Annotated in this window: 13 protein-coding genes; 8 read left to right on the top strand and 5 right to left on the bottom strand. The window is 50.9% G+C overall.

The window, feature by feature from the left end; all coding sequences use genetic code 11:
- Window positions 1-18 precede the first annotated feature (18 nt).
- The 4 genes from BZG74_RS02315 to nadC all read right to left on the bottom strand — a co-directional run bounded on the left by BZG74_RS02315 (window position 19) and on the right by nadC (window position 4,519).
- Window positions 19-1,233: a type II secretion system F family protein gene (locus BZG74_RS02315; RefSeq protein WP_077771168.1), complete on the bottom strand. Its 1,215-nt coding sequence runs from the start codon at window positions 1,231-1,233 to the stop codon at window positions 19-21.
- A gap of 9 nt (window positions 1,234-1,242) precedes the next feature.
- The gene (gene pilB, locus BZG74_RS02320) at window positions 1,243-2,964 is read right to left on the bottom strand and encodes a type IV-A pilus assembly ATPase PilB (RefSeq protein ID WP_392397582.1); all 1,722 of its coding nucleotides are present in this window, start codon (window positions 2,962-2,964) and stop codon (window positions 1,243-1,245) included.
- Window positions 2,933-3,370: a pilin gene (locus tag BZG74_RS15925; RefSeq protein WP_077771170.1), complete on the bottom strand. Its 438-nt coding sequence runs from the start codon at window positions 3,368-3,370 to the stop codon at window positions 2,933-2,935. Before BZG74_RS15925 ends, pilB begins: the two co-directional genes overlap by 32 nt.
- 246 nt (window positions 3,371-3,616) lie before the next feature.
- Window positions 3,617-4,519 (bottom strand): carboxylating nicotinate-nucleotide diphosphorylase, encoded by a 903-nt coding sequence (gene nadC / locus BZG74_RS02330; RefSeq protein WP_077771365.1) that lies wholly within the window; start codon window positions 4,517-4,519, stop codon window positions 3,617-3,619.
- A gap of 162 nt (window positions 4,520-4,681) precedes the next feature.
- On the opposite strand from nadC, the gene BZG74_RS02335 reads away from it, so the two are divergent.
- The 7 genes from BZG74_RS02335 to lpdA all read left to right on the top strand — a co-directional run bounded on the left by BZG74_RS02335 (window position 4,682) and on the right by lpdA (window position 14,817).
- Complete coding sequence (locus BZG74_RS02335) at window positions 4,682-5,677, top strand: ABC transporter substrate-binding protein (RefSeq protein WP_077771171.1); 996 nt, start codon at window positions 4,682-4,684, stop codon at window positions 5,675-5,677.
- On the top strand, window positions 5,674-6,978 hold the full coding sequence (locus BZG74_RS02340; protein WP_077771172.1) for a sensor domain-containing diguanylate cyclase: 1,305 nt from the start codon (window positions 5,674-5,676) through the stop codon (window positions 6,976-6,978). Before BZG74_RS02335 ends, BZG74_RS02340 begins: the two co-directional genes overlap by 4 nt.
- Window positions 6,979-7,002: 24 nt before the next feature.
- Window positions 7,003-7,551, top strand: coding sequence for a 1,6-anhydro-N-acetylmuramyl-L-alanine amidase AmpD (gene ampD, locus BZG74_RS02345; RefSeq protein WP_077771173.1), 549 nt, complete (start codon window positions 7,003-7,005; stop codon window positions 7,549-7,551).
- Window positions 7,552-7,787: 236 nt separating this feature from the next.
- The gene (gene pdhR / locus BZG74_RS02350; protein WP_077771174.1) at window positions 7,788-8,561 is read left to right on the top strand and encodes a pyruvate dehydrogenase complex transcriptional repressor PdhR; all 774 of its coding nucleotides are present in this window, start codon (window positions 7,788-7,790) and stop codon (window positions 8,559-8,561) included.
- An 89-nt stretch (window positions 8,562-8,650) separates the two neighbouring features.
- Window positions 8,651-11,317, top strand: coding sequence for a pyruvate dehydrogenase (acetyl-transferring), homodimeric type (gene aceE / locus BZG74_RS02355; RefSeq protein ID WP_077771175.1), 2,667 nt, complete (start codon window positions 8,651-8,653; stop codon window positions 11,315-11,317).
- 12 nt (window positions 11,318-11,329) lie between these two features.
- Window positions 11,330-13,207 (top strand): pyruvate dehydrogenase complex dihydrolipoyllysine-residue acetyltransferase, encoded by a 1,878-nt coding sequence (gene aceF, locus BZG74_RS02360; RefSeq protein ID WP_077771176.1) that lies wholly within the window; start codon window positions 11,330-11,332, stop codon window positions 13,205-13,207.
- A 185-nt stretch (window positions 13,208-13,392) separates the two neighbouring features.
- A complete protein-coding gene (gene lpdA, locus BZG74_RS02365; protein WP_046073988.1) occupies window positions 13,393-14,817 on the top strand; it encodes a dihydrolipoyl dehydrogenase in 1,425 nt (474 codons plus the stop codon).
- A gap of 129 nt (window positions 14,818-14,946) precedes the next feature.
- Here lpdA and BZG74_RS02370 read toward each other — a convergent pair whose 3' ends face one another.
- Window positions 14,947-16,860: a methyl-accepting chemotaxis protein gene (locus BZG74_RS02370; RefSeq protein WP_077771177.1), complete on the bottom strand. Its 1,914-nt coding sequence runs from the start codon at window positions 16,858-16,860 to the stop codon at window positions 14,947-14,949.
- A 554-nt stretch (window positions 16,861-17,414) separates the two neighbouring features.
- Between BZG74_RS02370 and acnB the strand changes: the two genes are divergently transcribed.
- Window positions 17,415-20,012, top strand: coding sequence for a bifunctional aconitate hydratase 2/2-methylisocitrate dehydratase (gene acnB, locus BZG74_RS02375; protein ID WP_077578729.1), 2,598 nt, complete (start codon window positions 17,415-17,417; stop codon window positions 20,010-20,012).
- The last annotated feature ends 16 nt before the right edge of the window (window positions 20,013-20,028 follow it).

The raw sequence follows: 20,028 nt of genomic DNA on the forward strand, positions 1-20,028 counted from the left end.
TGTCAGACTCTATCTTGGCTAGCCAAGAACAGACATTAGATTGAAAATGGGTAAATACATGGCTACTACTAATCCCCCAATCAGTAGCCCTAGCAGTAAAATTAACAGGGGTTCGATAATTTTACCGAGATTGTCCACGGTGTTATCGACCTCGGCTTCATAGATTTGTGCGACGCGGTTGAGCATATTATCGAGCGACCCCGACTCTTCACCAATCATCACCATCTGCGTCATCGTCACGGGGAAGCTATCACTGTCACGCAACGCTTGGTAAAGCGGAATACCGGTGGCCGTATGTTGATATATCGCCTTAAGTGCGTGGGCATAATAAGCGTTGGTCGTGGATTTCGTTGCGGCTTGTAAGCCAGAGAGTAACGGAATACCGGCACTAAAGGTGGTGGCTAAGGTGCGAGAAAACTTGGCAATGCAGGCTTTGCTCATCACGCCACCCATGACGGGGAGCCGGAGTAGCCAGCGATGATAGTGATGTTGATAAGTCGCACTTTTACGCTGTAGCACTTGGTGCACAGCAGCAAGACCCGCCACGATCAGCGTGATGGTTAAGGCGTGCTGACTGACGATATCGGATAAGGCGAGCACTTGTTGGGTGAGCCAAGGCAGTTCGGCGCCGAAGGAGTCAAAAATATGTTTAAACTTCGGGATCACGAACACCAACAGATAGGCACTGACGCCCAATGCCACGCTGACCACGATGCTAGGATAGATCATGGCTTTAATCACTTTACTGCGAAGTAAAGCCTGCTTTTCACGGTACAGGGTTAAGCGAGCAAAAACCTCTGGCAGTTGCCCGGTTTGTTCGCCCGTTGCGACCAAATCGCAATAAAAGCGATCAAATAGGGGACTCGCGTGCGCCAATGCATCGCTCAAATTGGTACCCGCCTCGAGTTGCTGGCGGATATCACGCACTAGCAAGCGCATCTCGGCTTTGACCTGATTGAGCGCGATGAGGTTTAGGGCTTGTACGATAGGGATCCCAGACTCAAGCAAGGTGGTGAGATCGCGTGAAAACTGGGTGATATCCGCGGCTTTGGCTTTATGACGGCGCTGCTGAAAACTCGATAGCCGGCGGCGAATGAGGCGGCTGGGGACAATGGATTGACTCGCTAGCGCTTGGCGTGCGTCTCGCTCGGTATAGGCGAACAATTGCCCTTTTTTTTCACCACGGGCGACGGCCTGGCGCCAATGAAAAAGAAACAGGGTAGATTTGGCCATAAAGACTCCTTAGGCAAGCTGAATAACGCGGGTAAGCTCTTGGATGCTGGTGATCCCTTGATTGAGTTTGGCAATCCCGGATTCGGCCAATCGCCACATCCCTTCCTCCGTCGCCAGTTGGGTCAGTTCGATGGCACTGGCATTGCGGTAAATGGCGCTGGCAATGGTCTCGGTCACAGGAAGCACCTCATACACCCCTGTGCGACCTTGATAGCCTTGATAACACTGATAGCAGCCGTGAGGATGTGCTTGGTACAACGTGTTTGGGGTTAAAGTCGGATAGAGGTTAGCTAAGTGCTGAAGGTGCGGATCATCAGCCGGATGCGGTTGTTTACACATCGGACATAAACGGCGGACTAAACGTTGGGCCACCACCAAGGTTAGAGAGCTGGCAAGGTTGTAGGGCGCAATACCCATATGGGACAAGCGGGTGATACTTTCGGCCGCAGAATTAGTATGCAGCGTCGATAACACTAGGTGACCGGTTTGCGCGGCCTTGATCCCGATTTCAGCGGTGTCGAGATCGCGAATTTCCCCCACCATCACCACATCGGGATCTTGGCGCAAAAATGCACGGAGTGCGGTAGCGAAATCTAAACCGATGTTAGGATTAACATTAACTTGATTGATGCCTTCTAGCTGGATCTCGACCGGATCTTCGACGGTGGCAATATTGCGTTCAGGCTGATTGAGGTACCGTAGTCCACTATACAAAGAAACGGTTTTGCCGCTTCCCGTCGGGCCGGTAAATAAAATCATGCCTTGCGGTCTATCCAATGCGTCTTGGTAGTGCTGGCGTTGCCACTCAGTTAAGCCTAAATCATTCAGCGTCAATTGCTGCTGGCCATTATTTAGCAGACGAACGACTACTTTCTCGCCCCAAATGGTTGGCAAGGTGGAGACGCGCATATCGACAGTGTGATCGGCGGTGAGGGTCAACTTAATGCGCCCATCCTGTGGCAAGCGTCGTTCGGCAATATTGAGTTGGGCTAAGATTTTGAGTCGGGTCGACAGCCGCCGCGAGACTCCTGCCGGAGGGTGAGCATAGGTGTGTAATAAACCGTCTTGGCGAAAGCGAATTTGGTAGTGATGCTCAAAGGGCTCGAAGTGCACGTCGGAGGCTTTTTTGCGCACCGCATCCACCAAGATCTGTTGAATGTAACGACTGATGGGCGCCTGATCGCTTTGTAACTCGGCACTGTCTTCTTGTGGGCTATCGGTGACGGTTAGGGCCGCTAAGTCCTGATCACTGATGGTCATGCCATCGCCGGTGCCATCGATATCTGCACCGTATAAATGACGCAAAGCGGCATCCAAATCTGGCTGACTAAGCACCACTAACCGGACATTGAGCCCCGTAGAAAAGCGAAAGTCGGCGACCGCCTCTGTGTTATCTGGGTCACTGACGCCGAGCAGTAGCTCTTGGCCTTGCTGGGCCAGCGGCAACACCTGATGACGCTGAATCAAATCGCGCCGGTCGAGGGCATAACAGGTGTCTTTATACGGGTACTGATGGCTTTCCGAAAAAGGCAGGTGATGAAAACTGGCGAGGGTGTTGGCGAGCGCGGAGGGGTCAACCCCAGCATCGAGTAAATGCGCGAGGCTGAGCGACGCATTGTCGCCAATGCCCAGCATATCGCGCTGGGCATCAGTCAATAAACCGGCTTGATACAACGGAGCGGTTGGGATCATTGGCTGCTTATGCTTTTTTACATCCTTTAATATCACCATCTTCGAAAGTTTCTTTCGTTGTGTATTTACATACCCAAGCAAGCTCGTTTTTCTCAAAGGTAATTACTGTTTCGTTAATCGAGCTATTTTTAGTAAACGAGACTGTAAGCTCAGTCCCTTTATCATCTTCACCGTCTTTAGGTCCCGAGACCTCGACTGTTGCCAGCTCGCCTAGGTTCTTAGCGTCACCTAAGGCTGTTTTAAAGTTACTCAATGAATCGCCACTATTTTGATCCAAATAAAGATCTAGCCGTGTAAGGAGAGCACGGCCTGATGCTAACCCTGAGTTAAATTCGGCAATTTTTTGTTTATTGACATAAGCGGGGACGGCGATGGCAGACAGGGCTGCGATAATGCCGACGACGATCAGTAACTCAATCAAACTAAACCCTTGTTGCTTTTGCATCCTATTTCTCTCCTCTCAATGATGGTCGGCCGCCAACGCGGTGGCGCGAGTGCAGCGACTTTACGCTGGTGAATGTGACGCAAAAAAGAGGGGAGAGATGAGTTTGAGACTGAAGGGTAAAAGCTGGATGTAACAGTATTTTTTTCTAATGTAGTGTTCGACTCACCACAAATTTTTTGCCACAAAAGAGCGATAAAAAGGCCGCCCATCGCGGGCGGCCTGGTCGAACCTGAGTGAGCGTACGTATTATTGAAAACGCATGGATAAATCGAGCGCAGTCACGTGCTTGGTAAGCGCGCCCACGGAAATATAATCCACTCCGGTGGCGGCGTATTCTGCCAACGTTTCAAGCGTGACGTTTCCCGAGACTTCCAACGCCACTTTATTTTGGTTTAAGGCCACCGCTTCACGCATCATCGGCACACTAAAGTTATCCAGCATCACAATATCGGCCCCAGCGCCGATGGCTTGTTTGAGTTCATCCAGGGTTTCGGTTTCTACTTCTACCGGTTTATCAGGATTAAGCCGGCGCGCTGCTTTGACGGCGTTCTCTATCCCGCCACAGGCAAGAATATGGTTTTCTTTGATCAAATACGCATCAAACACACCAATACGATGATTATGACCGCCACCGCAGGCAACGGCGTACTTCAGCGCACTACGCAGCCCCGGAATGGTCTTACGCGTATCGAGCAATTTAGTGTGGGTACCTTGGAGCGCAGCGACATAGGTCGCTACCTTACTGGCACAGCCGGAGAGGGTTTGAATAAAATTCATCGCATTGCGCTCGCCAGTCAACAAAACACGCGAGGGCCCCTGTAAGGTACAAAGCGATTGGTTGGCAGTGATGGTATCACCATCGGCAACATGCCACGTCAAGGTGACGTCGCCACCGAGCTGACGAAACACTTCATCCGCAAAGGCTCGGCCGCAAAAAATGCCATCTTCACGGGTGATCAGTGTCGCTGTGGACACCGAGTCTGCCGGGATCAGGCTAGCGGTGATGTCTTTGCTGGCGTCGATGTCGCCACCCAAATCTTCTCGCAGTGCGTCGGCCACCGCGCGGGTCACGTCGGCATTGAGGTGAGAGGTCAGATACGCCAGGCGGCTCTCGCTGTCATGGACAGCATGAAAAGGGGTCGATGTCATCATGGCTTACCGCGGTCATCAAAAAAGTGGTCGAATGATAACGCTGGTGATGACGAAATGCAGCTTTTCTCTCCTGTTTCCCTTTCCCGTCTAGTTTTTTATTCATAATTTGTAGTCAAAGTTGTCTACACTTTAACCAGAGAGAGTGAGAGAGGTGGTGCCATGAAGCGAGGATTGGCTCTGTTGGCAATGGTGGTGATTGCGCTGGTGGGGTATCGCGCCTGGCAGCAATTACGGCTTCCGGCGTCTGCGCCATTATCTCCCCTGACGATTGCGGTATCACTCACCCCTTTATCGGCCCCGATTATTGTGGCCAAAGAACAGGGATTATTTAAAAATCATGGTATCGATATGACGCTTAAGCCTGTTCACGGCGGGGTGAAGAGTTTTCAAACATTGGCAGCGGGAGAAGCGGATTTAGCGACTACCTCAGAGACGGTGGTGATGTTCAACAGTTTTGAACGTGATGATTTTAATGTGCTCACCAGCTTTGTCGAGTCAGATAATGACGTAAAGCTCTGGTCTATTGACCGTGAGATTAGCGGCTCGTTGGCGCACGCGCTCGACAATGCACGCGTGGGCATTGTTGCGTCGAGTGCCAGTGAGTATTTCTTTGACTCCTTGCTGCAATTGCACGACATTCCGAGAGAGTGGGTGGAAAAAGTTGACTATCCTCCCGAAGCACTGCCCAAGGCGCTTCTCGACGAGGAAGTGGATACGATAGCCATATGGGAGCCCTATGGTTATCAGCTACTCAAGCAGTCCAACCAGCCGGTGCGGTCGCTTGACAGTAAAGGCTTGCACAGCCTTTCGTTTCTGTTAGTCAGTGACCGCTTGTTAGTCAACAAGCAACACCAGGACATGCAACGGGTTGTCAGTGCCTTAGACGATGCGGTGAGCTTTATTCATCAGCACCCAGAACGGGCTAAGGCACAGGTCTCCGCGTATCTTGACATATCAGACGATAAACTCAGCTGGCTTTGGCAAGATTACTTATTCCGGCTTTCATTGAATGATTCATTATTGCTGCGGTTAAAAAACCAAGCGAGATGGGCACAAGAGGCGGGTTTAGTTGAAGGGAACACACCGTCATTCCGCCATATACTCAACCCAGGTCCCTTGGTTGAGGCCACGCAAAAAGTGAGTTTATTAGAATGAAGATCGGTCAGCAGCTTAGTATTGTTGTCTATGCCTGTACGGCGCTCACCTTTGTTACGCTGTTAATTACGGTGGAGCTTTTTTACAAGCAAAATCAAATCCAAGCACGGTTAGACAGCATCGTGGCGGTGCATTCGCAGATTGATAGTCTGCGAGGCCGTCTATGGTTATATCGCCAATACCCCAGCACGCAAACGCGCCAAGATGTGCATCAATCCACCAACGCATTGCGGGCGCAGTTAAGCAGTGGCGAAGAGGTGTTACCGCCGCAGTCCGCGCAGTCGATTCGACTCGCGGCAAACAGCATTGACCGCTTATTGGGAATTACCGCCGAGCAATTAGATGATGCTCCCTCTGTGGATGACAGGCGTTTGATGCTGTTTTCGCGTTTTAATGTGTTGCTGCAGGCGATGAGTGAAACCGCTTTTTCGGTGCGTCAGCAAGTCATGCACCAGTCGGGGCAGCAACAGAAAACCCTGCTGGTGGTACATGGCGGCGTACTGGTGGTGTTAGCCTTGTTAGTAACTATGTTTGTGACCAGCTTGCGGCGGCGGTTAACGCACCGTCTAAAAGCATTGCATTCGACGATTACACAAATAAAGCAAGGTGATTTAACCACTGAGTTAACTTTGACTGATAAAGATGAGCTGACTGAATTGGCTGATCATGTCAATGAGATGAAGCATGCGTTGAGCCATACCATGGTGGACAAAAAACAGTTGAGTGAAGAAGTCGCACGGCAAACCCAACAGCTTCGTGAACAGCAGCATCAACTTAAGTTCCTTGCCGAACACGACGAGTTGACCGGTTTGTTCAACCGGCGCGCGTTCGAATCGCATGTCGATGTGGCGTTGATGCGCGCCAACCGCGCGCAAACTAATGCCGCATTACTGTTTATTGATGTGAACAACTTTAAGCAAGTGAATGACACCTATGGGCATGGTGTCGGTGATGAACTGCTCAAGGTGGTCAGTCAGCGCCTAAAGCAATCCGTGCGCCGCTCTGATTTGGTTGGCCGCTTGGGGGGGGATGAGTTTATTGTCTGGCTAGATTTATTAGCGGATAAATCGGCGTTGAATGAAGTGATCACACGTATTCAAGATGAAATGCATGCGCCGATACAGACATCAGATGCCTCGCTTTCCCTGGCGATCAGTATTGGGGTAAGTTGCTTCCCAACCGATGGACTCGAGCTACAGCAGATGATGAATCAAGCCGATGCCGCCATGTATTACGCCAAAACCCATCCGACAGCGCGTTGTTGCTTGTATTCCAATCTTCCGACTGACCAGATAAAGTAGCGATTTTGCTCAAGCGGATCGGGTATGTCTTTTTCACAGATTGACAATCATTGGTTGGTAGGCGCACGCGCTTGCCTGTCTCCTCATCATAACCGACGTCCGGATAGCAACGATATCTCCTTGCTGGTGATCCACAACATCAGCCTGCCGCCCGGCCAGTTCGACGGCCCCTATATTGAGCAGTTTTTTCAGGGGCACCTTGACCCAGATGCACACCCTTATTTTGCCGAGATCGCCGATCTTCGCGTCTCTGCTCATCTACTGATCCGACGAGATGGAAGTGTGATCCAGTTTGTACCATTCAGTGCGCGTGCATGGCATGCTGGCGCTTCGTGTTTTGACGGTCGGCAGCAATGTAACGATTTTTCTATCGGTATTGAGCTAGAGGGCACAGACACACATCCATACACCGATCAGCAGTACCAATCGTTAGCGGCGATCACGCAGACGCTGATGCAGTACTACCCAGCCATTACCCGTGATCGAATCACAGGACACCAACATATTGCCCCAGGACGAAAAACGGATCCGGGTGTGGCGTTTGACTGGAAAAAGTTACACGCACTGATTTAAATGCCTATTGCGTTGACTGATTTAAATGGTCTGACCAATTTTGAGGGGCGGAGTATTCGTGGCTGTCAGGCTAAAAATACACAGGTTTCCATGATGTCAATCAAAGTTCAGGTGGACAGAATACCCGCTGTCTGGTAACTTTAGGGATCAATAAAGTAATTGGTCTTACCAATTTACAATCAGTCAGTTTCTGCAACTAAGCGCCAAGCTTAAGGTGTGGATGGTCAATAAATACAATGGCATATCAGCGAATTCGTCAACCTAAACTCTCAGATGTAATTGAAAAAGAGCTCGAAGGCTTAATTCTGGAAGGGACCTTGTCTCCAGGCCAGAAGTTACCGCCTGAACGAGAGTTAGCGACGCAATTTGATGTGTCTCGCCCGTCAGTGCGCGAAGCGATTCAACGGCTTGAAGTCAAAAAGCTACTGACGCGCAAGCAAGGTGGCGGCACCTTTGTCAGTGAACGCCTTTGGCAACGCTTCTCTGAGCCACTGCTAGAGTTATTGGCGGATCATCCAGAAACCCAGCTTGACTTACTGGAGTCACGACATGCCTTGGAGGGGATTTCTTCTTATTTTGCTGCACTACGGGGCACAGAAGAGGATTTCTCTCGCATTGAAGACTGTCACGACGCTATTCGCCAAGCGCAGCAAAATGGGGACTTAGAGGCAGAAGCATCGGCTGTGATGCAGTATCTCGTTGCCGTAACGGAAGCGGCGCATAATGTGGTGTTACTTCACATCATGCGCAGTCTCGCACCGTTACTGGAACAGAATATTTTGCAAAATTTTGAGCTACTTTATCGCCGTCAAGAGACGGTGGAAAACGTCAGCCGACACAGAGCTGAGATAATGGATGCGATTACCGCTGGCGAGCCAGAAAAAGCCCGACAAGCATCGCATGCACACTTGGCTTACATTGAGGAAACTCTGTTGGATCTTGGCCGAGAAGAAAGCCGTCGCGAACGGTCTCTACGTCGAATTCAACAACGCAAGGACGAGTTGGAGTAGCCTTATTCGCACCCATAAAAACGCGAAGGGCACTGCAGCTGCGACAACGTTTGTTTTGTACGAGTCAATCAACGAAAGGATAGATCGCCATGTCTGAAGTCATGAAACATGACGTGGACGCACTTGAAACACAAGAGTGGTTGCAAGCTCTTGAGTCAGTCGTTCGTGAAGAAGGTGTAGAACGTGCCCAGTTCCTTCTGGAGCAAGTATTAGAGCAAGCACGTTTAGACGGTGTTGACATGCCAACGGGCGTGACCACCAACTATGTAAATACCATTCCTGCTGATCAAGAGCCTGCTTACCCAGGTGATGTGAATCTGGAACGCCGTATCCGTTCTATCATTCGTTGGAACGCAATCATGATCGTGTTGCGTGCGTCCAAGAAAGATTTAGAGCTGGGTGGCCACATGGCATCATTCCAGTCTTCGGCGGCATTTTATGAGACCTGCTTTAACCACTTCTTCCGTGCGCCTAACGAGAAAGACGGTGGCGACTTGGTGTATTATCAAGGTCATATTTCTCCAGGTATCTATGCCCGTGCCTTTGTTGAAGGCCGCTTGAGCGAAGAACAGCTCGACAACTTCCGTCAGGAAGTGGATGGTAAAGGTGTATCGTCTTATCCGCACCCGAAACTGATGCCTGAGTTCTGGCAGTTCCCAACCGTGTCTATGGGTCTGGGTCCGATTGCGTCTATCTATCAAGCGCGTTTCCTCAAATACCTCAACGGTCGTGGCCTGAAAGACACCTCTGAGCAGCGTGTTTATGCGTTCCTCGGTGACGGTGAGATGGATGAGCCAGAGTCACGCGGTGCGCTGTCATTTGCGGCGCGTGAAAAACTGGATAACCTTTGCTTCTTGATTAACTGTAACCTGCAGCGCCTTGATGGTCCTGTAATGGGTAACGGTAAAATCGTTCAAGAGCTGGAAGGCCTATTTAAAGGTGCTGGCTGGAACGTGATCAAAGTGGTTTGGGGCTCTGGTTGGGACAAGCTGCTGGCCAAAGACACCTCAGGTAAATTACTGCAGTTGATGAATGAAACCATCGACGGTGATTACCAGACGTTCAAATCGAAAGATGGCGCTTACGTACGCGAACACTTCTTCGGCAAGTACCCAGAAACAGCAGCCTTGGTTGCAGACATGACTGACGAAGAGATCTTTGCGCTTAAGCGTGGTGGTCATGAACCATCAAAACTGTTTGCTGCGTTTAAAGCCGCACAAGAGTGCAACGACCGTCCAACTGTGATCCTGGCAAAAACCGTTAAAGGTTACGGCATGGGTGAAGCGGCTGAAGGTAAAAACATCGCGCACCAAGTGAAGAAAATGGACATGACTCATGTTCACGCGATGCGCGACCGTCTTGGCCTGCAAGACTTGTTGTCTGACGACGATGTACAAAATCTGACGTACCTGAAGTTGGAAGAAGGCTCTGCCGAGTACGAATACCTGCACGCGCGCCGTAAAGCGCTACACGGTTATACCCCACAGCGTCTGCCTAAATTCACTCAAGAACTGACACTGCCAAAACTGGACGATTTCTCAGCCCTGCTGTCTGAGCAGAAGCGCGATATCTCTACCACCATGGCCTTTGTACGCTCTTTGAATGTATTGCTTAAAGACAAAAGCATTGGCAAAAACATTGTGCCAATCATTGCCGACGAAGCGCGTACCTTTGGTATGGAAGGCTTGTTCCGTCAAGTAGGTATCTACAACCCACACGGTCAGACTTACACCCCAGAAGACCGCGGTGTGGTGTCTTACTACAAAGAAGAGCAAGGCGGCCAAGTACTGCAAGAAGGGATCAACGAGCTCGGTGCGATGTCATCATGGGTTGCCGCGGCGACCTCTTACAGCACCAATGATCTACCAATGATCCCATTCTACATCTACTACTCAATGTTCGGCTTCCAACGTGTTGGCGACATGGCGTGGATGGCAGGTGACCAACAAGCGCGTGGTTTCCTATTGGGGGCAACTGCCGGTCGTACAACGCTTAACGGTGAAGGTCTGCAACACGAAGACGGTCACAGCCATATCCTGGCAAGCACGGTACCTAACTGTGTTTCTTACGACCCAACCTTCGCGTACGAAGTCGCGGTGATCATGCAAGACGGTATCCGTCGAATGTACGGTCCTGACCAAGAAAATATCTATTACTACCTGACGCTGATGAACGAAAACTATCATCAGCCAGCGATGCCTGAGGGCGCGGAAGAAGGTATCCGTAAAGGTATCTACAAGCTAGAAACCTACACGGGCGACAAAGCGAAAGTCCAGCTAATGGGCTCAGGCACGATCATGACGGAAGTGCGCAAAGCGGCGAAACTGCTTAGCGATGAGTACGGTGTGGCGTCTGACGTCTACAGCGTGACCTCGTTCAACGAACTCGCACGTGACGGCCAAGATGTCGATCGCTTCAACATGTTGAACCCAGATGCAGAGGCACAAGTTCCTTACATTCAAACTGTAATGGGCACAGAGCCAGCGATTGCTGCTACTGACTACATGAAGAACTACGCTGACCAAGTTCGTGCGTTTGTCCCAGCTGAATCTTACAAAGTGCTGGGCACTGACGGCTTTGGTCGCTCTGACAGCCGCGAAAACCTACGTCGTCACTTCGAAGTGAACGCAGGCTATGTGGTTGTTGCAGCACTTAATGAGCTGGCTAAGCGTGGCGATGTTGATAAGAAACTGGTCGCAGAAGCGATTAAGAAGTTCGACATCGATACCAACAAAGTAAACCCGCTGTTCGCGTAAGAGGCTGAAATAATGTCAATCGAGATTAATGTACCTGACATCGGTGCGGATGAAGTAGAAGTGACTGAGATCCTTGTCAGCGTGGGTGACAAGGTTGAAGAAGAGCAGTCGTTAATCACCGTTGAAGGTGATAAAGCATCCATGGAAGTCCCTGCATCACAAGCGGGTGTGGTCAAGGAAATTAAAATTGCCGAGGGTGACAAAGTCACCACCGGCTCTTTGATGATGATCTTTGAAGCGGAAAGCGCCGCACAAAGCGCGCCAGCGCAAGAGGCGGCACCAGCGGCTGCCCCTGCAGCCGCATCAGAAGTTAAAGAAGTGCACGTGCCGGATATCGGCGGCGATGAAGTCGAAGTGACCGAGATCATGGTGGCGGTAGGCGATAGCGTCGACGAAGAGCAATCATTGATCACCGTTGAAGGCGATAAAGCCTCAATGGAAGTGCCAGCACCGTTTGCGGGTACCGTAAAAGAGATCAAAATTGCTTCAGGTGACAAGGTATCAACCGGCTCACTTATCATGATGTTTGAAGTCGGCAGCAGTGCACCTGCTGAAGCGCCGGCACAAGCTGCACCTGCGGCCCCAGCCGCGTCGGAAAACAAAGACGTAAACGTTCCTGACATTGGCGGTGATGAAGTCGAAGTGACGGACATCATGGTCGCTGTGGGCGACACGGTTGAAGAAGAGCAGTCACTGATCACCGTTGAAGGCGACAAAGCGTCAATGGAAGTGCCGGCACCGTTTGCAGGTACGGTCAAAGAAATCAAAATCGCCGCAGGCGACAAAGTGTCTACTGGCTCGCACATCATGGTGTTCGAGGTGGCGGGTAGCGCACCTGCCGCACCAGCGCCGGCTGCTGCGCCTGCTGCAGAGGAAAAATCTGCGCCTGCGCCAGCACCAAAGGCGGAAGCCCCATCAGCGGCTAAAGCTGACGCCGGTAACGACGAGTTTGTCGAAAACAAAGAGTACGCCCACGCGTCACCTGTTGTTCGTCGTCTTGCGCGTGAGTTCGGTGTTAACTTGGCGAAAGTCAAAGGTACCGGTCGTAAAGGACGTGTACTGAAAGAAGACGTGCAAGGCTATGTGAAAGAGGCACTTAAGCGTCTTGAATCTGGCGCGGCGTCTGGCTCAGGCGACGGCAGTGCACTTGGCCTGCTCCCTTGGCCGAAAGTGGACTTCAGCAAATTCGGTGAAACCGAAGTGAAACCACTGTCTCGCATCAAGAAGATCTCGGGTGCGAACCTGGCACGTAACTGGGTGATGATCCCGCATGTGACCCAGTGGGATAACGCCGATATCACTGAAGTTGAAGCGTTCCGTAAAGAGCAAAACGCGATCGAGAAGAAGAAAGAGTCAGGCATGAAGATCACCCCATTGGTGTTCATCATGAAAGCGGCTGCTAAAGCGCTGGAAGCTTTCCCTTCATTCAACGCGTCACTGTCTGAAGACGGTGAAAGCCTGATCATGAAGAAGTATGTCAACATCGGTATCGCGGTTGACACACCAAATGGTCTGGTCGTGCCTGTCTTTAAAGACGTCAACAAGAAAGGCATTCACGAGCTGTCTGAAGAGCTGATGGTGGTATCGAAGAAAGCCCGTGCCGGTAAGCTGACGGCGTCAGATATGCAAGGTGGTTGCTTTACCATCTCTAGCCTAGGTGGCCTCGGCGGTACGGCATTTACGCCAATCGTTAATGCACCAGAAGTGTCTATCTTGGGTGTGTCTAAGTCAGAAATGAAGCCAGTATGGAACGGTAAGGACTTTGAACCTCGCCTGATGCTGCCGCTGTCATTATCTTACGACCACCGTGTGATTGACGGTGCCGAGGGCGCGCGCTTTATTAGCTACCTCAACGGCTTACTGTCTGATATTCGCCGTTTGGTACTCTAATCGCAATACCAACAACCCGACTGGCCGGTTAAAGGCCGGTCGGGAATTGTTGTGCAGCTCACAGGCTATGGGTTTTTATTTTTCAGCCCATTAACATGGCTGTAAACTGTGGCTCCCAGATACCCACAACAATAAAAAATTACCGCTCTTAGCCTGTCAGGGAATAAGACTATAACGAGGTCAGAATGAGTAAAGAAATCAAAGCGCAAGTCGTCGTCCTTGGCGCTGGTCCTGCTGGATACTCCGCCGCTTTCCGCTGTGCCGACCTAGGTTTGGAAACCGTATTGGTTGAACGTTACAACAACCTTGGCGGTGTGTGTCTAAACGTCGGCTGTATTCCATCTAAAGCCCTACTTCACGTTGCCAAAGTAATTGAAGAAGCCAAAGCCATGGCCGAGCACGGCGTGGTATTTGGCGAACCACAAACCGATATCGACAAGATCCGCTCTTGGAAAGATAAGGTCATTGGTCAACTGACTGGCGGCTTAGGCGGTATGGCTAAGCAGCGTAAAGTGACAGTGGTCAATGGTACAGGCCGTTTCACTGGCGCTAACACCCTGTTAGTCGAAGGGGAAGAAAGCACCACCATTAATTTTGATAACGCCATCATCGCGGCCGGCTCTCGTCCTATCGAGCTGCCATTTATCCCGCATGATGACCCACGCATTTGGGACTCCACCGACGCCCTAGAGCTCAAAGAAGTACCCGAGAAGATGCTATTAATGGGTGGCGGTATCATCGGCCTAGAAATGGGAACCGTATACCACGCACTCGGCTCACAGGTTGATGTGGTCGAAATGTGCGATCAGGTGATCCCTGCGGCAGATAAAGACGTTATCAAAGTCTTTACTAAGCGCATCAGCAAGAAGATGAACCTCATGCTGGAAACCAAGGTGACCGCGGTAGAAGCCAAAGAAGACGGCATCTACGTCACCATGGAAGGCAAGAAAGCCCCAGCAGAGCCTGTTCGCTATGACGCTGTCTTGGTTGCCATCGGCCGTAGCCCGAATGGCAAGCTGCTTGATGCGGGCCAAGCGGGGGTTGAAGTTGACGATCGTGGCTTTATCAATGTTGATAAGCAAATGCGTACTAACGTGCCGCATATCTATGCGATCGGTGACATCGTGGGTCAGCCTATGCTGGCGCATAAAGGTGTACATGAAGGCCATGTGGCGGCAGAGGTTATCTCAGGTAAGAAGCATTACTTCGATCCAAAAGTGATCCCATCGATTGCGTACACTGAGCCAGAAGTGGCTTGGGTCGGTAAAACCGAGAAAGAGTGTAAAGAAGAAGGCATTAACTACGAAGTGGCGACCTTCCCATGGGCGGCTTCAGGTCGTGCGATTGCATCTGACTGTTCAGACGGCATGACTAAGATGATCTTCGATAAAGACACCCACCGTGTGATCGGTGGTGCCGTCGTGGGTACCAACGGCGGCGAATTACTGGGTGAAATCGGTCTTGCCATCGAAATGGGTTGTGACGCCGAAGATGTCGCGCTAACCGTTCACGCTCACCCAACCTTGCACGAATCGGTTGGTTTGGCTGCAGAAGTGTTTGAAGGCTCAATCACAGATATGCCTAACCCGAAAGCGAAGAAAAAGAAATAAACCAAGTGTTTAGATTTTTCTGACTCAGCCCCGCCATGCGGGGCTTTTTTTGTATCTGTGAACCCGCGTGATCGTGAAAAAAGCGGGCCAAGGCCCGCTTCGTGCGTCAGTAGGTAGAATCGCAATGGTTTAGAGCTTAAAGCTCCCTACCAAGGTATCAAGGCGTTTGGAAAGATCGCGCAGTGACTCACTGGCTTCTGCCATGGTGTTGGCAGTATCAGCGGTTTGCTGTGAGCTTTGGTTAATCTCTTCGATATTTTGGTTAATATCGTTAACCACGGTGGACTGCTCTTCAGTCGCGGTGGCCACCTGGGTGTTCATGTCCGAGATTTGCACAATTTGCTCGTTGATTGCATTGAGCGATTGTGACGCCTCATCGGAAGCATTGACCCCTTCGGCGGTCATGGTGCGGCTTTGCTCCATGGCTTGAACCGCATTGTGCGCTTCTGTCTGGAGACGGTCGATCATGGTTTGTATTTCATCGGTTGAATCTGACGTGCGGCTAGCCAGGTTACGGACCTCATCGGCAACAACCGCAAAGCCGCGTCCTTGCTCGCCAGCTCGAGCCGCTTCAATTGCCGCGTTCAGCGCCAGCAAGTTGGTTTGCTCGGAGATGCCGCGGATCACATCCAAAATACCACCAATTGAATCGGTGTTTTCAGCCAGGGCGCTGATCACTTTTGACATATTCTCCATGTCATCAGCCAGACGAGCGATAGTATCTCGTGCCTGGGTGACCACGCCTTGGCCGCTTGCTGCATCATCAGAGGCTTGGTTGGCGGCACTGGCAGCACTGGCGGCATTGCCTGCAATCTCATTAACGGTCGCCCCCATTTCATTGATGGCGGTAACCACTTGCACCGTACGATCCCGCTGATACTCGCTTTGCGATTGGGTGGCGCCGGCTTGTGAAGAGACTTGCTCGGCCGCACTACGTAACTCGCCACCGGTACGGGCAACGTCTGACACCAAGCGGTGAATTTTCTCAACAAAGCTATTAAAGCCAGAAGCCAACTGGCCAATTTCGTCTTGGCTGTTGATATCCACGCGCTGGCGTAAATCCCCTTCACCTTCACCGATCTCACGGAACACATTGGCGACATATTGGATTGGTTTAGTAATGGTCGCAGCGAGCCAGACGGCAACGACGATAAAGATGAGGCCTACGACGACCGATACCAACAAGATTTGATTACGTGTTTCATTGAGGGGGGCATAGACTTCTTCGGCAGGGACATCTGCAATAACAAACCAATCCATGGAGGGAACATAACTGGATGCCAGCAGTACTTCTTCACCATTAATGCTGGTGTCGAGCAGGTTAAAATCGCCTTTTTGTAGCAAGCTGCGCGCTTGCCCACCATAGATATCGCTTAAGGTTTGCTCGCCCATCAGATTGGTGTCGCGGTGCAGTTGCACTAGACCGTCAGCGTTGACCAAGAAGACAAAACCAGACTGTTCAATTTTAAACTGATTCAAAAAGCGGGTCATGTCCTCCAGCGAGCGTGAGAAACCGGCCAATCCTTTACCGTTAAGCTGCTGGAAGTTGACAAATAACTTGAGTTCGCCGTTTTCTTCTTGGAAAACCTGGGCCATGGTGGCATTGCCACTGTCGAGAAAGTTGTAAAACCAACTGTCTTTTTCACGCGTTAACACCCGTAAAAAACCGTTTTGGTTCCAGTACTGCCCGGTATTGCGGTTGGCGATAGACGCATCATTAAGGTCATATTGCTCACGCAGTACATTTAGTTGCTTGACCACTCGAGCCTCTTCGGCCGCGGAGATATCCTGGTTGATGATATCCAGCATCACCGGGTTAGAAGCAAGCTGGCGTGCGGCCGATTGTAGCTGATTGACCTCACTATCAATGGTATCTCTAAACTGGGTGAGGGTGGTAGGAAGCTCATTTTCTAACAGGCGCTTTTCCATGATGTCGCGTGCTTGGCTCAAGCTCATATAACTGATGATGGCGGTGGAGGCGATCACCGCTGAGACAAATGCCAACACGAGTTTTTGTTTGATCGTGAGTTGCTTTAGCTTCATGCCCTTCTCTCTATTTGGTCTATTAACAGACGATAGGTTAGCGTGACAAAAATGTGATGATGTTTATGGCACTAACATCTAAGTTAGCAAAAATGTGTGAATGATTGGTTTTTTATCGACCATGAAACAATAAAATTGAAGCCTTTGATCAGGGTTATTGATAAAAATGACACTCTCCTCGCGATTTCAACATAATGCGGTATAAGTTTGCTGGTCTCCGTGCTTCATCGTGGAATGAAGTAATGGTAGTCGGATCACTGCGATATGGCGAAAAGCGGTGTAGAATCAGTCACAACCGCGATAGGCTCTGGGTAACCTGTACTCAGAGGTGGAGGATAGCGTACAGCACCACTAAGACCTAAGTATTATGTTTCATAAAACGAGTAGATTTTAATTTTAGGTTAAAAATGCTATCCTCACGCAGCGGTTACGTGCTCGAACCCTCGTCTTGCTGGAAAATTTTAATAAACTTCGCCGGATAAGCGTGATACGAGTACTAACACTTTCCAAGGATGTTGGATCACACGGTCTGACCGAGAAAAGAGGAAATAGTCGTGCTTGAAGCCTACCGTAAACACGTCGAAGAACGTGCCGCTCAGGGTATTGTGCCTAAACCGCTTAACGCTGAGCAAACCGCCAGTTTGATAGAACTGCTGAAAAACCCGCCCGCTGGCGAAGAAGAAACCCTCGTTTACTTACTGGAAAACCGAATCCCACCCGGTGTGGATGAAGCCGCTTACGTGAAAGCGGGCTTTCTTGCCGCACTGGCAAAAGGTGAAGCGCAGTCTCCGTTGATTAGCCCTGAGCGTGCCACTGAATTACTTGGCACCATGCAAGGTGGCTACAACATTGAGCCGCTGATCACCTTACTTGATGATGACAAGCTTGCGCCGATTGCGGCGAAAGTGCTGTCTCATACCTTATTGATGTTCGATGCGTTTTACGACGTTGAAGACAAAATGAAAGCAGGCAATGCCTACGCCAAGCAGGTGATGGAGTCGTGGGCGAATGCTGAGTGGTACCTGGAAAAACCACAAATCCCTGAAAAAGTGACCCTGACGGTGTTCAAAGTCTCGGGTGAAACCAACACCGATGACTTGTCACCCGCGCCTGATGCGTGGTCACGCCCTGATATCCCCTTGCACGCGCTGGCCATGCTGAAAAACGAGCGTGAAGGTATCCATCCGGACAAACCGGGTGAGATTGGCCCAATCGAGCAAATGAAAAAGCTGGAAGAGAAAGGCCATCCACTGGTTTATGTCGGTGATGTGGTTGGCACCGGCTCATCTCGTAAATCGGCAACCAACTCGGTGTTGTGGTTTATGGGACACGATATTCCGAATGTCCCTAACAAGCGCTCAGGTGGTTTTTGTTTAGGTGGCAAAATCGCGCCGATTTTCTTTAATACCATGGAAGATGCGGGCGCTCTGCCGATTGAGCTTGATGTGAGTAAACTCAACATGGGCGATGTCATTGACCTGTATCCGGCCGACGGCAAAGTGTGCAAGCACGGCACCGATGAGATCCTGTCTACCTTCCAGCTGAAAACGGACATCTTATACGATGAAGTGCGTGCTGGCGGACGTATCCCATTAATCATTGGCCGAGGCCTGACCGACAAAGCCCGCGAAAGCTTGGGGCTTGAGCCTTCTGAGGTTTTCCGTCGCCCACGTCCGGTCGCTGATTCCAATAAAGGCTTTACCTTGGCGCAAAAAATGGTGGGTAAAGCGTGTGGCGTTGAGGGTGTGCGCCCGAATACCTATTGTGAGCCCAAAATGACCACCGTAGGCTCGCAAGACACTACCGGTCCCATGACACGCGATGAGCTGAAAGACTTGGCCTGCCTTGGCTTTACCGCTGATTTAACTATGCAGTCGTTCTGTCACACCTCGGCTTATCCAAAGCCGGTGGATGTGGAAACCCACCATACGCTGCCAGACTTTATTATGAACCGTGGTGGTGTGGCGCTGCGTCCCGGTGACGGCGTGATTCACTCATGGCTCAACCGTATGCTGCTGCCTGATACCGTGGGAACGGGGGGGGATTCACATACCCGCTTCCCGCTGGGGATTTCTTTCCCGGCAGGCTCGGGCCTAGTGGCTTTTGCAGCGGCAACTGGGGTGATGCCTTTAGATATGCCCGAGTCAGTGCTGGTACGCTTTAAAGGTGAGATGCAACCTGGCGTCACATTGCGCGACCTGGTGCATGCAATCCCTTACTTTGGCATTCAAAAAGGACTGCTCACGGTGGAGAAGTCGGGCAAAATTAACGAATTCTCCGGTCGCATTTTGGAAATTGAAGGGGTTGAACACCTCACGGTTGAGCAGGCGTTTGAGCTATCAGATGCGTCAGCGGAGCGTTCAGCGGCTGGCTGTACCGTTAAGTTATCGCAAGACTCTGTGGCTGAATATTTAGAGTCTAACATTGTGATGCTGAAATGGATGATCTCTGAGGGCTATGGCGATCGCCGTACCATCGAGCGTCGCATCCAAGCGATGCAACAGTGGCTGGAAAACCCAAGTTTGATGGAAGCAGATAAAGATGCCGAGTATGCGCATGTGCTTGAAATCGATCTGGCTGACATCAAAGAGCCGATTCTGTGCGCGCCGAATGATCCAGATGATGCACGTAGCTTGTCAGATGTGGCAGGTGACAGTGTTGATGAAGTCTTTATCGGCAGCTGTATGACCAACATTGGCCACTTCCGCGCGGCGGGTAAACTGTTGGACAAGTTCGGAGGGAGTTTATCTACCCGTATGTGGGTAGCACCACCGACGAAGATGGACCGAGATCAGCTCACCGCCGAAGGTTACTACGGCATTTATGGTCGGGCAGGGGTGCGTATCGAAACGCCAGGATGCTCATTGTGTATGGGTAACCAAGCACGAGTGGCAGAAAAATCCACTGTTCTGTCAACGTCGACGCGTAACTTCCCCAATCGACTTGGCACGGGCGCGAATGTCTATCTCGCGTCAGCGGAGTTGTCTGCTGTCGGCGCGATCCTTGGGCGTATTCCGACCAAAGAGGAGTATCTTGAGTACGCGGAGCAAATCAATGCGACCGCCAGCGATACCTATCGCTACCTCAACTTCCATCAAATGGATGCCTACACCAAAAAAGCGGATGATGTGATTATTAAAGCCGCGGTATAACGGCTGTTGACTCATT

It is taken from the genome of Salinivibrio sharmensis, from assembly GCF_001995985.1.
Classification (GTDB): Bacteria; Pseudomonadota; Gammaproteobacteria; order Enterobacterales; family Vibrionaceae; genus Salinivibrio; species Salinivibrio sharmensis.